Source organism: Absiella sp. AM29-15 (assembly GCF_003434225.1).
Classification (GTDB): domain Bacteria; phylum Bacillota_I; class Bacilli_A; order Erysipelotrichales; family Erysipelotrichaceae; genus Hoskinsella; species Hoskinsella hominis.
Window position 1 is genome coordinate 204,570 of the sequence record NZ_QVFL01000002.1, and the last position, 14,803, is coordinate 219,372.

Below are 14,803 nucleotides of genomic sequence, written 5' to 3' on the forward strand. Positions count from 1 at the left end.
AGGATAAAAAATAAAAAAGTCGTGAAAAAGTCGTGAGAATGGCCAGTTATTATTATGTATGACTGGTCTTTTTTTATGTCGTATTGAGATCAATTTCTGGTGATATAGTATTAAAAGTGCTAGTTTGTTTATATAAAATTTAAATGTTTGTTTAATTTTCAATGTTTCTTAGGTGCATTTTTATGAATGGGCATCATTTACAATATATTTTGTATGTATAACATGAAATGAGAAGGGTAGAAGATATTAAAATAGATTTGAAGGTGAAAAAAGCTATTTATTACAATGCTTTCCAATGTGATTAATCATTAAATATATAACAATGTGAAAATTTACTATGTTGGAGATGGATTTGTTAAAATATGGTTGAAGTTTTTATTATGTAAAAGTATAATAAAAATAAGAAAATACTCAGAAAAAAAGGAGGGAGATTATGTCAAATCATCAAGCACCCGAGCAAATGTTAGGATATATATATCAAATAAGATACGCATTATATCTTTTATTACAAAATGATGATCCTGATGCTATCATTAGTATAGAAAAATTCGATGATATAGCATTAACAACTGAAGATGATAATTTAAATACTTATATACAATTAAAACATCATACAAAGAATCATGGTAGTTTAACTGATTCCAGTACTGATGTTTGGCGTACATTAAATGCCTGGATTAATGAAATAAAAAAGGATATAAGTATATTAAATAATACTAAATTTTTGATTATAACCACTGCAAAATCACCTGTTGATTCAGCGTGCAGCTTATTAAGTGATGATATGAATTCTAGAAATACAGAAAAGGCTTTTGAAAAGTTACTATATATTTGTAATAATTCTGACAATAAAGCCCATGAATTTTTTTATGAAAATTTTAAGGTGCAATCAGATACTATAACGAAAAAACTGGTTGAAAATATATATATAATAGATAATGCTTATAATATTGTCGAATCGGCAAATGAAATAAAAAAGAGGTTACGATATGGGTGTAAAGAACAACATATTTCATCAGTGTTTGAACGATTAGAGGGATGGTGGTACAATAAATCCATTGAAGCTCTAAATTCTGTGGATCCAGTATTTATAAATGCGAAACAAGTAACATCATATATTGTTGATTTAAACCAACAATATAGAGATGATAATCTCCCAATAGATATATATGAGGATGATTTAGATTTTGAGAACGCTAAGTTTATTACGCAAATGTTTTATGAACAATTAAAACTAATAGGTGTGAGCTCAAGGAAATTGACTATAGCATTGCAGGACTATTATAAAGCATTTCGACAACGTGCTAACTGGGTCAGGAATGATTTATTATATTTAAACGAGTTAGATAGTTATGAAAGAAGATTAATTGATGAGTGGGAACATTGTTTTATCGATATGCTAGATAATATTGATATGAATAATATTTCAGATGATATTGATGTAAAGAAATTAGGTAGGCAATTATTAAATCAAATTGAAAGCAAAGATATTAGAGTTAGAGAGCGTTGTAGTGAACCTTTTATTATGAGAGGAAGTTATCACATGTTGGCAGATCAATTCAAAATAGGTTGGCACGCTGATTTTAAAAATAGATTAAAGTATTTATTGAAAGAAGAGGATAGTAGAGATGAATAATTGGGAAAACAGACCACAGGAAATAGCATTTTTATTAAATCCAGCATTTTGTGGTAGAATAATATATACAGTAGTTAGACAGTATAACCTATCTTCTAAGCAATCATTTCCTTTTCCTTTAGTATACCTAATACTTCCGCTTATTTTGCATAAAAAGACCAGAGAAAAGATTTCAAGTAGAACTAAGCTATTGAACTGGATTCAAATGAATCCTGACTTATTAATAGGATATGCTCAAAGAGCAAGCAATCTAATCGAAATAACTAATGAGGCTATAGAGTTTCTCTTACAAACTGGAATAATAAAGATTACAGATAACGCTGAATTAAAAATAAATTCTAAAATCAAAGGGTTAAGTAAAACTAAATATATTGATAATGAAATTAAAGATTGTTTAAATAAGAGTGAACATGTTGGAAAATGGTTTGCAAATACTGGTAAAGTTGAAACAATATATATTGGATTGGGGGTGCGTCCGTAATGCAAATTAAGGAAATAATTATATATGGAAAAAATGGGAAAATTCGAAGATTATCATTTAATTTAGGAAAGTTAAATATAATTACTGGAAATTCAAAATCTGGGAAAACAGCAGTAGGTGAAATAATAAATTATTGTCTAGGTGGAAGTTCATGTAATATTTCTGATGGTGTAGTAAGAGAAAACTCAACATGGTATGCAATAATATTACAATTAGAGAATGAGCAGATATTTATTGCAAGAAAAAATCCAAAAGTAGGTAAGCAAACGACTAATGCTTGTTATGTTGAAATAGGGAAAGAAATTTTAATTCCTGAAAATAAAGACTTTGAAGCCAATGATACTGTAGAGGGAGTAGAAGAACTGATATCTAAGAGATTAAAAATAAATGAAAATTTAAATATTCCTCCTGAAGGTCAAACAAGGGGTGCTTTAGCCGCTAATATAAGACATGCTTTATATTATTGTTTTCAATTTCAAGATGAAATCGCAGCCAGATCGTTTTTATTTCACAGACAAGCCGAGCCTTTTATTACACAATCTATAAAAGACACTCTTCCTTACTTTTTAGGGATAGTAAATGAGAAGGCTTTAGAATTAGAAAATGAAAGAATGATTATAAAACGGAAATTGGCAATTGAAAAAAGGAAACTTGATGAACTAGAAATGCTTCAAGGTGGAGGTATGAAAAAGGCACTAACACTTATTTCAGAAGCAAAAGCTGTAGGTTTATTATCTTCAAAAGAGGATTATGATATTGATAATTTTGATGAAATATTTTATGTGCTTTCCAGCATAGAAGAATGGAAGCCAAAATCTGTAGAAGTGATTGGAATGGATAAAATAAGTTATTTGCAGAATCAGTTAGATTCATTGCAAACTGAGTTAGTAGAAATAAATGAAGATATTTTCTTTGCTAAGTCTTTCAATGGTGAAACGGAGGGGTTCTCAACGGAAGCTGAACACCAAAAGTTGAGATTAAGTTCAATTGGTTTGTTTGATAAACTCAATTTTGATCCAGGCCATTGCCCTTTATGTAGTAATGTATTGACAAATCCAATTCCTGAAGTAGATATGATTAAGACGGCTATAGAGAAATTAGATGCTAACATTAAAAATGTAAGTAAAGAGAAACCAAAACTTCGAAAACATATAGACGGTTTAGAAAAAAGAAGGCAACAAATTAAGGAAGAAATTCAGAAGATAAAGTATGAGATAGATGGTATTTATAATCATAATAAAGAAGCAAAGAAACTTAGAGATTTGTATACACGCAGAGCTAAGATAGTAGGTAGAATAAGTCTCTGGGTAGAAAGTGTTGCTGATAAATCAGATGTTAACTCTATTAAACTTGCAATAAAAGAACTTCAAGGAAGATTAGATGAAATAGATAATTTATTAGATAAAGAAACTTTAGAAGATAGGAAACAATCTGTCTTATCCCGTATATCTAGTAATATGACTAAATGGGCTCAAACATTAGAATTAGAGCATTTAGAAAATCCATATAGATTAGATATGAATAAAGTAACTGTGGTAGTTGATAAACCAGATCGACCTGTTCCTTTGCGACAGTTAGGAAGTGGATCAAATTGGGTAGGTGTACATTTAATTGTATATTTTGCTTTGCAAAAATATTTTATAGAAAATGCGCGGCCTGTACCTCAATTTATATTTATAGATCAACCATCTCAAGTTTATTTCCCATCTGGTGAAGAGGAAGAAGATATAGATTGGAAAATGGTGGAAAAGATGTATGATTTTATTTATAATCAAGTACAATTATTATCGGGGAAATTGCAAGTTATTGTTGTCGATCATGCAAATTTAGAAAATAATGAAAATTTTATGTCATCAGTATTGGAAGATTGGCATAAGGGAACAAAATTAATTCCAGATGATTGGTATTAATAAGAAATCGCTGTGAAATAATAAAATCGTATTTATTAAATTAATGTTAAATATAGAGTATTAAAAAGTATTGCTTTACTTAATATAAAATAGAAAATGAATATACATTTGGAAAAGTATTGATTATAGCTAGAAATATTATAACTTATCATTTTCTATATATTCAAAAATTGGTCCCACACATGAAGGATCGCAGGAATAACGCAACCTAAAATAGTTGCGATTCAATAACGCAACCAAAATAGGTTGCGTTATTTATCTATTTACTATATACTTAAGTTATGAGGTGAAGGCATTGTCAAACAAAAAGTATTGCTCTATTATGATCGATATAGTTGATTCTAGAAAATATAAAAATCGTAATGAGCTCCAAGAGTTTATGAAATGTATTATTGCCTACTTGAATAAAACATTTTATAAATCTTTAAAAAAACCGCTAATGTTTAGTGCAGGTGATGAAATTCAAGGCTTGTTTTATGAACCATTGTCAGCGTATTTATGTGTTCGATTCTGCATGATGATTTGTTATCCAGTTAAAATTAGGGCAGGAATCGGGTATGGAGAATTAGCTTTTGATAATGAAAATTGGAAATCATCAGAATTAGATGGTGAAGTATATCATAATGCTAGATATGCTATAGAAAGCTTTTCTGGTAAAAACAGTTTTGGAATTAGAATAAATACCAAAACAAAAAAGGATAAGTATTTGAATGCAATGTTATACTCGTCACAGCTTCTTCAAAGACAACAATCGTTGAATGCACAAAATGTTAAATTAATTGCTGAATTATTATATCCGATTTTTGATGAAAACATTATGGTTTCATACATTGAATTTAAAGACCAATTAAATTTGATATTAGAGATGAAAGCTAATATAGTACCTATGCAATCTTTGAGTTATTCAAGAATCGGAAGTTCTCGTAAGGGAGAATTAAAAAACAACATAGTTCTTTCAAACGATATTAGGCAAGTATATTTTATGCCATTACATAAGCTTTTAGAGGATAGTAATATGTTAGTGGAAAATACATGGAAGAAGGGAATGTCTACGATGATTTCAGAAATATTAGGAACTACACGTCAAAATATTGATAAACATATTCGCTTAGGAAAGATAGAGGAAAATAGAAATATTGATTTTTCTATTGCTTGTTGGCTGATTGAGGAACTTGATAATGAATAATATATTACTATTGATTATTTTTCATGTTGTTGGAGATTTCTATTTGCAAAGCGATGAAGTAGCAAAGCATAAAGAAAACTTAAACTCTTTTATGCTGATACATTCAATTATTTATTCAATACCTTTTGTTTTACTTTTTATCTATTTTAAAATTGATGTATCCTTATTCATAATAATCACATTATCTCATTTATTAATTGATATTTGTTCTGTTAAACTGAAAAATAAATATAAAGAAAAAGAGTGCTTAATATTTTGCAGTGATCAGTTTATTCATTTGTTCATTATTTATTTATGTTCATCATATATGAATTTAACAATCGTATTTTCAAATATGACGTTAATATCAATTTTAGCGATATTAATATTAATTAAACCAGTTGGCGTACTGATCTCATTGGCTTTTAAAGTTATCTTCAAAGAAGAGAAAAGCAATAATGAGTTGAAAATTGGTACATATATAGGGTATTTAGAGAGGATTATAATTTTTTTATTATGTATCTTTGATTCTATTTCTACCATAGGTTTTATTATTGCTGCAAAAACTTTAGTTAGATATAAGGATATCAATAATAATGAAAATCATTTTCAAGAAAAGTACTTAATAGGAACATTGCTAAGTACAATTGGAGCTTTGTGCTGCTTTGCACTCATAAAATTTTTAAGTACTTTCTAGAAACTTTTATGCAGACGAATGCATATAAAAAGGAAAGTACTGCAATACCTTCCTTTTCTGTGCAAATTTCTAAGCAACCTTCATGTACACCATTATTATATGTGTAATGGAAAAAATATCTAGATTTAAATAGATAAAGAGTTTGACAGTATTGTTGATTCACGCTAAATGAACAGCGATCAAATAGAATTCTAGGCACTTAAGGCTAACTTCTATTATTTCCACGTTGGATTACTCATAATCGCATACAACTGCACACAGGTACCATATACCCAATAGATAGGTGCATATAAAAGACGTAGATTTTCCGTGAAAATGATAAATTCAATGATAAATCCTTTTTGAAACTTGCAAAAAGTACGATAGATAAAGGCTTTTTGGAGGTTTCAATGATTTTCTAAAGTTACACCACATATGGAGATTTAGATGATTATTATTTTTTTCAAAATAAGTATAAAAAGAGTATTTACTCATATCAATCAGCTTTATATCTTCATAAAATAACTGATCGTATTCCATACAAAATTGAGGTTACAATGTATAAAGGATATAATCCTCATAGTATGAAAAAGAATGATATTGAAATACACTTCGTTGATAAGAAATATTTTTATTTAGGCTTAACAGAAGTAGAAACGGCTTATGGAAATAAAGTAAGAGTCTACGATAAAGAACGCACGATTTGTGATTTGATAAAACATAGGAATGATATTGATGAAGAAATATTTCGGAAGGCCATCTATATGTATTTAGCTTGCAATGATAAGAATTTAAGTAACTTGTATGAATACGCAAATATTATGAAAATACAGAAGAAATTAGATGATCTTATGGTACTTGCCAATGGATAAGCAAAAACTACGCTATCATCTAATGAAAATAGCCAAGGAACAAAATATTAATTACAATACATTATTGTTATTCTTTTTCATGGAAGAATTTATAAAAAGAATTTCATTAAGTGACTATCAGAATTATTTTGTGTTTAAAGGCGGCTTTTTACTTTCTTCTATTTTAGGATTAAGTACACGAACAACTACAGATATAGATTTTAATATCCAGCAAATTCCTTTGAATCATGAAAATATTAGATCCATTGTTGAAAATATTATTGCGCATGTAAATGACCAAGATGTTACATATGAAATTATGGATATTAGTGATATAAAAAAGATAGAGGACTATGAAGGATTTCATGTTACTTTTATTGCGAAAATGTTTAATATCAAAGAAAGATTTTCCATTGATATAGCTACTGGTGATCAATATCGTTTATATAAAATGGTAATCTTTTTATCATTAAAATATGTATTCGCTTACATTTAAATGCAATTTAGTGAGAAAACCAATGATAAATATGATATAATGGAACCAGAGAACGGAAAGGACGATAGAAATATGTACAAAGATGTTTACGAAAAATGGTTACATCATCCTAACCTTGATCCTTCTTATAAAGAAGTATTAGAAAACATGGATGAAAAAGAAAAATCAGATGCTTTTTATACGACCATCGAGTTTGGTACCGCAGGAATGAGGGGACTATTAGGACCTGGTACTAACCGTATCAATATTCACACGATTCGTAAAGCAAATGTTGGATTTGCTGAATATATCGTAGCACATGGTAAAGAAGCTATGGAACGTGGTGTGGCAATCGGTTATGATAATCGTCATATGTCATATGAATTCGCTATGGATTCTGCGAAGGTATTAGCAACTTTCAATATTAGAAGCTATGTATTTGAGAGTTTACGACCAACTCCTGAATTAAGCTTTGCAGTACGTCATTTTAATTGCTTTGGTGGTATTATGGTTACGGCATCACACAACCCTAAAGAATATAATGGATACAAATTATATGATGAAAAAGGTTGTCAGTTAGTTCCAGCACTTGCACAACAGGTTATTGATCGTGTTAATGCAGTAGAAGATGAACTTGCAATTACCGCAAATCCATCTGCAGATCAGGAAAAACTGATTACTGTCATTGGAAAAGATGTTGATGAAGAGTACTATGAAAATGTATTGAGTATTCAGTTGAACCCAAATGTTAATAAAGATAATGTAAAAATCATCTTTACACCAGAACATGGTACAGCAAATATTCCTGTAAAAGAAGTGTATACAAGAGCTGGATATCACTTTGTTGCAGTTGAAGAACAATGTACACCAGATCCAGATTTTTCAAATACACCAACACCAAACCCTGAAGAAAAAGGCGCATATGATTTAGCATTGGAATATGCAAAACGTGAAGACGCTGATATTATTCTGGTATGTGATCCAGATGCTGACCGAATGGGTGTAGGCGTAAAACATGAAGGTGAATGGCACTTATTAACTGGTAATCAGAGTGGTGCTGTATTGATTGAATATATTTTCTCTCAATTGATTGATAAAGACCGTATGCCTAATAATCCAGTTATGTTTAATACTGTTGTTACTGGGGATTTAGGAGAAAAAATCGCAGATAAATATGGTGTAGCTACAGAAAAAACATTGACAGGATTTAAATTTATTGGTGAAAAAGTTGCAAAATACGAAAAAACAAATGAAAAACAATATGTTTTTGGATATGAAGAAAGCTATGGTTCTTTAATCAAACCATTCGTACGTGATAAAGATGCACCACAGGCCTGCCTGATGCTTGCAGAAGCAGCTTGCTACTACAAGGAAAAAGGAAAAACATTAGTAGATGTTCTTTATGATTTGTATGCAGAACTTGGCTATTATGAAGAAAGCCAGACTTCTTTGAAACTTGCTGGACAAGAAGGTGCTGCCCGCATTCAGGAAATCTTAGCAACACTTCGTACAAGCAATGTGGAAGCTATCAATGGTGTAAAAGTTACACGTTTTGAAGACTATAAAGAATGTCGTATCGTTGAAGATGGTAAAGAAAGTGAATTAACTGGATTTACAAAATCTGATGTATTGAAATACTATCTGGAAGATGGAAGCTGGATTGCAATTCGTCCAAGTGGAACAGAACCAAAATGTAAATTCTATTACTGTGTAAAAGGAACTTCATTAGAAGATGCACACAGCAAAACGCTTGCTTATCAGAAAGCAATGGATGAAATGATCAAATAAAAATAGAAAATGCACTGGTTCGCCGGTGCATTTTACCATTTTAGAAAGGATACGGATATGAAAAAAATTGTAAAAGTAGCGAGTGTGATTGCCGTAGGTGCTGCAGCAGGTGCCGCAATTTCTTTTATCAAAGATTATCGCACGATGAAAAAGATGGAAGAAAAAATGGAGAAGATGCCCGTTCATAAAATCAAAAAAAGATTGGCAAAAGTACATAAAAGTGAAGACGAAACAATTATAGAAGTACCAAAAGAAATGGTCTTTGCGGATCGGTTATGTGTTTGTTTACATATTCTAAAAGGATAAAGGACAGGTTAATGCCTGTTCTTTTAAATGAAGCAAATGTTTTGACGTTATCCTTTCAATAGACATATAATATCAACAACAAAAGGAATGATGTCTATGAAACAAAAAGGTAAAAAGTTATATCAGCCACTTGAGGCGTATATGATTTTATATAGAGCATTGCGAAGCTTTTTACAATTAAAGAAAGCAATACAATCTGGTGTATTAGATGAACAGTTAAAAGAGCGTATTATGCTGGCAGTAACTGAGGTAAATGGATGCGCAATGTGTTCTTATGCACATACGCAAATGGCATTAGAAAGCGGTATGGATCATGATGAAATCATAGCTATGTTGAATGGTGAATTCAAAGATATTCCAGATGATGAAATGAATGCGATTTTGTTCGCGCAGGCATATGCTGATCAAAGAGGACATCCATCTAAGGCTTCTAAGGAAAAAATAATGCAGGAATATGGCAAAGAAAAAACAAAAGCCATGATGGGCGCAATCTGTGTAATCATGGCAGGAAATACATATGGCATTATCTTTGGATCGTTAAAAGGAAGAATCACGAAACAAAAAGATAAGGTAGATCAACGCAGTTCATTATTATATGAAATAGGGATGATCCTGTTGTTGATTGTGTATATTCCTGTAGGAGTTATTCATGCAGGTATTGCACATATATTGCATATATCAGCTTATCCTATGTAAAAATTTCAGATATGAATAAGCGTTAATGTCCAATTAGCACCGCTTACAAAAGTCGTTTTCTAAATTTTGATTTATACAGATATTTTTCAATAGTTTTATGATATACTTTCCTTGCATTGGAAAGGATGGAGAATACTATGAAAAAGTTATTAGCAGGGGCTTTGATCGCACTTACATTATGTGGATGTGGATCTAAGGCAGTAGAAACAAAGACAGCAACATGTACAAATACAACAAAGCAGAATGGATTGACAATGGATATCACAACAAAATATGATTATCAGGATAAAACTGTAGTGAAACAAACCCAGGATGCAGTCATTACCGCAAAAGATAAAGAAAATTATGACTTCGCAAAAAAATACATGGAAAGCGCAAATATGAAAGATTCTACTAAAGATATGAAAGGTGTTACCTATGAATTGAAATATGATGAAGAAAAATTACAGGTATCAGAAATCATGTCAATTGATTTTACCAAGATTTCCGCAGATGATTATAATACTGTGACAAATGGACAGGCAAATATTGACGGAAAACGTTTTAAAATTGATTTAGATAAAACTATCAACGGAATGAAGGCCAGCGGATTTAAATGCGAATTATAAAAAAAAGCAGTTATATTTACTTATATATAACTGCTTTTTTTATTCCTCATGATAAGAAATACTAGAGTAAATTAATTTTTCAAAGTCAGAAAAAGATGTACATTCAGATACTAATTCCATCACTTTATCATTACTGAATAAGATGACAAGCGCCTCGTATAAGTCGTGAAAAATACGTTTATCCACCTTATTGATAGCGACTAATAAAACAAGGTGAATACATTGTTGATCCCATCGAATACCTTGCTTAGAAATAACAACGCCAATACATGTTTTTAACGCTTCCATTTCCATAGCATGTGGTATCGCAATATTTACGAAAGCAGTAGAGGCAGCTTTTTCACGTACGAGAACATTTTCTTCAAAATCAGAGGTAACGTATTCAAGTTCTACCATTCGCTCACATAATCGATGTAATACTGCATTTTTTTCATTTTCCAAAGGATTTGCCAAAAAGAGTTCTTCTGAGAAAAAATCATTAAAATTCTTTTTTAAAATAAAATTTTTTTGATTTATTTTAAAGTTTTCAATACATTGTTGAAGATGTGAAAAACTGGATTCAAAATTAAATGGTGGTATTGTACAGATCTCATGTTCATTTTGGTTTTTTAAGGGAACTGTCGTGATCAACATATCATAATGCAGTTTTTCCAGTTCATGTTCGTAAGATATTGTTTTTATGATATTAATTTGATTCCCAAAATCAATTAATAGTTTGTTGTAGATAATTGAAGTCATATTCATATAATCAGGGCATAATAAAATACATTTAATTTTACTATCGTTAGTTTTCTCTCGTTCAATCTCCGCACCAATATGTAATGCTAAAAAAGTGACTTCATCTTCATTAATTTCTATTTGATAGCGATGCATCAACTCTAATGAAATAAAAATAGCAATATCATAAACAGTGGGACAACTGGATTTAATTGCGTCAACCATTGGATTTTTGGTATAAGTTTCATTTTTAGCACGCAGTAATAAATTTTTTAGATGTAAAGAAAAAGGTGTAACAAAGCTTTCATGATTTAAGTCAATCAAATAACTTTCATTAACCTTCTGCACAATATCTTTTGTTAGCTGGAGAATTTCATTACCTACAAGTTTCCTTAGGTTTTCTTCTGAGCTGGGCATAGAGTAATTGGCGTTTGTCTTGAATAGCATATAAATTTCAAATTGTTCATTTTTATTAAATTTAATGTGGAAAACATCTTCCAGTTGTTGACATAATTCAAGAACTAGAGAACGTTCTATTTCACTTTCAATATAAAAATCTTCGTTTTGCGATTCTAATAAATTTCCCTCTTGCATGCGGTCAATGATAATTGCAAAATGCAGTAATAGATTTACAAAAGAAAAGTCATTGATATAATAATTATACTTTTGAAAGGTATTTCTGATGATATTAGATACCTTATCAATCGATACATCAGAGAAGCTTTCTTTGATAATACCAGCATCCATGAACTGTTGATCTGTTTCTTCATACATGACATAGCTAACTAATTTACGCTTGTTTTTTTCACTTCCATGTAGACGAACAACATCATTTTCACATGTAAAATGAATATGAAAATTTGCGAATGTCTTATTCATCTTGGCTATATCTGATTTGATCGTGGAATAACTGACGTATAAACTATCACATAAATCAAAGATATCCACGTGTGAAGAATGTTCCAGCATAATCTGTTTAATGATATAAAAGCCCCTTTGTTCGCTGGTTTGTGGAAGTTCTTCGTCATGAGAAGATAATAAATTTCTAGCTAATGTTTTCTGAATGGTATATCCTTGTTTACTGGATAGAATCACTTTTTCTTTATTTAATAAATTAATTTCATTCACATAGTTTTTTACTGAGCGTGTGGAAATAGATAAAGCAGCTGCTATTTCTTTGCTTGTAGCATTTATATGATTTAACAAATAATTTAACAATTCTATATGTTTCTTCTTCATCACATGATTCTCCTTATACAGCCGTTTGCGTTTTCTATTACTATTATAATTTACCATTATAAGTGTTACAACTGAAAGTTTTCCCCACATGGTGCAAAAAAATGATTGATGAGTTTTTCACCATGTGGTGCAAAAGCCAAGTTGAGAGATATGAAGAAATACGAAATAATATAGGCGTACGAGGTACATCAGCTTATAAAAGCGGAAAGGAGAACATTACCTCATGGAAAAAATGTTTATCATGCTTTGTTGCGGTGCCGGAATGTCAAGTGGTTTTTTGGCAAATCAGGCAAGAAAGGCAGCAAAAAAGAAGAAAATGGATGTGACAATTGAAGCACGTTCACACACAGATGTAGCAAGCTATTTATCATCTATCAGCATTCTTATGCTTGGACCACACTATGGTGGAGAAATAGACAAATGGAAAACATTATGTGATCCACATAATGTACCAGTAGTTGTAATACCACAAGATGTTTATGCCCAGTTAAATGGGGATGCATTATTAGATCTTGCTGTAAAAACAATCAATAAATAAAAAAAGCTAAGAGGGGATGTCTTAGCTTAAAGAAATCAGACTTCATAAAAGATTTCTTCATAACCATTATAAAGAAGTTATGGAGAAAAAGAAAGAGAAAAGAGGAGAAAAAAATGAAAAGTTTTATGAATTGGCTGGCAAATTCGTTTGCACCAAAAATGAATCAGATTTGTAGTAAACCATGGATTGCGGCAGTATCCGCTTCTATGCAGAAAATTATACCATTTATCTTAACTGGCTCTGTTATTTATTTCTATAACGTATTCCGCTCATATATCACTGTGCTTCCTGATTTGGGAATGATCGCAGATTATAGCTTTGGATTAATTTCTTTAATTCTGGCATTTGTAGTTGGTCAACAATGTATGGAAAAATTAGGACATCCATTTTATACAACCAATTGTGGAATTGTATGTATGGCTGTATTTATGATGTTCATCATACCAACAACTGATGAAGCAGGTAATATGATTATTCAAGGAGGTAGACTTGGTGCAACGGGTATTGCGGTAGGAATTGTTGCTGGTTTATTTACATCTATCATCTTTAACTTATATGCAAAATTACATGTATTACAAGATTCTACTTCTATTCCTGATTTTGTAGTTGGATGGATCAATTATATCCTGCCTACGTTGATTACTTTAGGATTAGGTATGATTCTGACAAAATACTGTAACTTTGATATCTTTGAAATCGTTTTATGGATTTTCTCACCACTAGCAAGCTTTGCACAGACATATCCAGGCTTTGTATTATGTTGTTTTATTCCAGCTGTATTGTATACTATGGGTATTTCTTCCTGGTTATTTGGTGCAGTTACTACACCAATTTTCTTAGCTGGTATTCAGGAAAATATTGATTTAGTTGCTAGAGGACTTCCAGCAACGAATATTGCTACAAGTGAAACAGTATTTACTGCAGCATTAATTACAATGGGTGGTATGGGAGCAACCCTTGCCTTGAATGTCATGATGTGTTTCTCTAAATCTAAACAGTTGAAAACATTGGGTAGAATCTTTATTGGACCATCATGCTTTAATATCAATGAGCCAATTATGTTTGGGGCGCCAATCGTATTCAATCCATTATTGATGCTTCCTATGTGGATCAACGCAATTGTTGGACCAACGATTGTATATGTTGTTATGAAACTTGGATTATTAAATATTCCAGCAACATTGAACCAGGTAGGGCAAGTACCAGTACCAATTTCAACCGTTATGATCACACAGGATATGCGTGGTATCTTATGGGCAGTTGTATTATTCATTGTATACTTCGCAATTTGGTACCCATTCTTCAAGGTATTTGAAAAAGAAAAATTAGAAGAAGAAAATAAAAACATAGCATAGAAACAAACTAGGAGGTAAGGTTATGGATATCATGGAAAACGAATTGGTTAGTGTGGCAATGCAGATTATCTTGCATGCTGGAGATGCCCGAATTAAAGTAGAAACAGCTTTAAAACAGGCAAAACAGTTTAATTTTACACAAGCTAAAGAAACAATTCAGGAAGCAGAAGAATGCATACATCAGGCACATATTTCACAAACAGAAGTCATTCAGAATGAAACAAGAGGTAAAACTTATGAACCATGTTTATTATTTGCACATGCTCAGGATACGTTAATGACAATCATGAGTGAATTGAATCTTGCAAAAGAACTGATTGATTTCTTTGAAATAATGAATAATAAAATAGAAAATAACTAGG

Annotated in this window: 15 protein-coding genes; 14 read left to right on the forward strand and 1 reads right to left on the reverse strand. The window is 30.8% G+C overall.

Going from position 1 to position 14,803, the window contains the following annotated elements:
- The first annotated feature begins 433 nt into the window (after window positions 1–433).
- The 11 genes from DW761_RS03035 (at window position 434) to DW761_RS03085 (ending at window position 10,592) form a co-directional block, all read left to right on the forward strand.
- Complete coding sequence (locus DW761_RS03035) at window positions 434–1,636, forward strand: ABC-three component system protein (RefSeq protein ID WP_117516378.1); 1,203 nt, start codon at window positions 434–436, stop codon at window positions 1,634–1,636.
- Window positions 1,629–2,117 (forward strand): three component ABC system middle component, encoded by a 489-nt coding sequence (locus DW761_RS03040; RefSeq protein WP_117516379.1) that lies wholly within the window; start codon window positions 1,629–1,631, stop codon window positions 2,115–2,117. Before DW761_RS03035 ends, DW761_RS03040 begins: the two co-directional genes overlap by 8 nt.
- Window positions 2,117–4,027: a DUF3732 domain-containing protein gene (locus tag DW761_RS03045; protein ID WP_117516380.1), complete on the forward strand. Its 1,911-nt coding sequence runs from the start codon at window positions 2,117–2,119 to the stop codon at window positions 4,025–4,027. Before DW761_RS03040 ends, DW761_RS03045 begins: the two co-directional genes overlap by 1 nt.
- Window positions 4,028–4,349: 322 nt before the next feature.
- The gene (locus tag DW761_RS03050; RefSeq protein ID WP_117516381.1) at window positions 4,350–5,213 is read left to right on the forward strand and encodes a SatD family protein; all 864 of its coding nucleotides are present in this window, start codon (window positions 4,350–4,352) and stop codon (window positions 5,211–5,213) included.
- Complete coding sequence (locus DW761_RS03055; protein WP_117516382.1) at window positions 5,206–5,889, forward strand: DUF3307 domain-containing protein; 684 nt, start codon at window positions 5,206–5,208, stop codon at window positions 5,887–5,889. The genes DW761_RS03050 and DW761_RS03055 overlap by 8 nt, the downstream gene beginning before the upstream one ends.
- Window positions 5,890–6,452: 563 nt before the next feature.
- Window positions 6,453–6,740 (forward strand): type IV toxin-antitoxin system AbiEi family antitoxin domain-containing protein, encoded by a 288-nt coding sequence (locus DW761_RS03060; protein WP_147323299.1) that lies wholly within the window; start codon window positions 6,453–6,455, stop codon window positions 6,738–6,740.
- Entirely contained in the window at window positions 6,712–7,215 is a 504-nt protein-coding gene (locus tag DW761_RS03065) for a nucleotidyl transferase AbiEii/AbiGii toxin family protein (protein ID WP_117516384.1), read from the forward strand. The genes DW761_RS03060 and DW761_RS03065 overlap by 29 nt, the downstream gene beginning before the upstream one ends.
- 72 nt (window positions 7,216–7,287) lie before the next feature.
- Complete coding sequence (locus DW761_RS03070) at window positions 7,288–8,982, forward strand: phospho-sugar mutase (RefSeq protein ID WP_117516385.1); 1,695 nt, start codon at window positions 7,288–7,290, stop codon at window positions 8,980–8,982.
- A 57-nt stretch (window positions 8,983–9,039) separates the two neighbouring features.
- Window positions 9,040–9,288, forward strand: a complete 249-nt coding sequence (locus DW761_RS03075; RefSeq protein ID WP_117516386.1) for a hypothetical protein — start codon at window positions 9,040–9,042, stop codon at window positions 9,286–9,288.
- A 96-nt stretch (window positions 9,289–9,384) separates the two neighbouring features.
- Window positions 9,385–9,984, forward strand: a complete 600-nt coding sequence (locus DW761_RS03080; protein ID WP_117516387.1) for a carboxymuconolactone decarboxylase family protein — start codon at window positions 9,385–9,387, stop codon at window positions 9,982–9,984.
- A gap of 137 nt (window positions 9,985–10,121) precedes the next feature.
- Complete coding sequence (locus tag DW761_RS03085; RefSeq protein WP_158552200.1) at window positions 10,122–10,592, forward strand: DUF1307 domain-containing protein; 471 nt, start codon at window positions 10,122–10,124, stop codon at window positions 10,590–10,592.
- A 39-nt stretch (window positions 10,593–10,631) separates the two neighbouring features.
- Here the strand turns inward: DW761_RS03085 and DW761_RS03090 are convergent, their stop codons facing one another.
- Window positions 10,632–12,548: a BglG family transcription antiterminator gene (locus DW761_RS03090; protein ID WP_117516388.1), complete on the reverse strand. Its 1,917-nt coding sequence runs from the start codon at window positions 12,546–12,548 to the stop codon at window positions 10,632–10,634.
- A 223-nt stretch (window positions 12,549–12,771) separates the two neighbouring features.
- Between DW761_RS03090 and DW761_RS03095 the strand changes: the two genes are divergently transcribed.
- From DW761_RS03095 to DW761_RS03105, 3 genes are all read left to right on the forward strand, one after another.
- Window positions 12,772–13,086 (forward strand): PTS sugar transporter subunit IIB, encoded by a 315-nt coding sequence (locus DW761_RS03095; protein WP_117452955.1) that lies wholly within the window; start codon window positions 12,772–12,774, stop codon window positions 13,084–13,086.
- Window positions 13,087–13,199: 113 nt separating this feature from the next.
- Window positions 13,200–14,441, forward strand: coding sequence for a PTS sugar transporter subunit IIC (locus DW761_RS03100; protein ID WP_117452956.1), 1,242 nt, complete (start codon window positions 13,200–13,202; stop codon window positions 14,439–14,441).
- A 22-nt stretch (window positions 14,442–14,463) separates the two neighbouring features.
- The gene (locus tag DW761_RS03105; protein ID WP_117516389.1) at window positions 14,464–14,802 is read left to right on the forward strand and encodes a PTS lactose/cellobiose transporter subunit IIA; all 339 of its coding nucleotides are present in this window, start codon (window positions 14,464–14,466) and stop codon (window positions 14,800–14,802) included.
- The last annotated feature ends 1 nt before the right edge of the window (window position 14,803 follow it).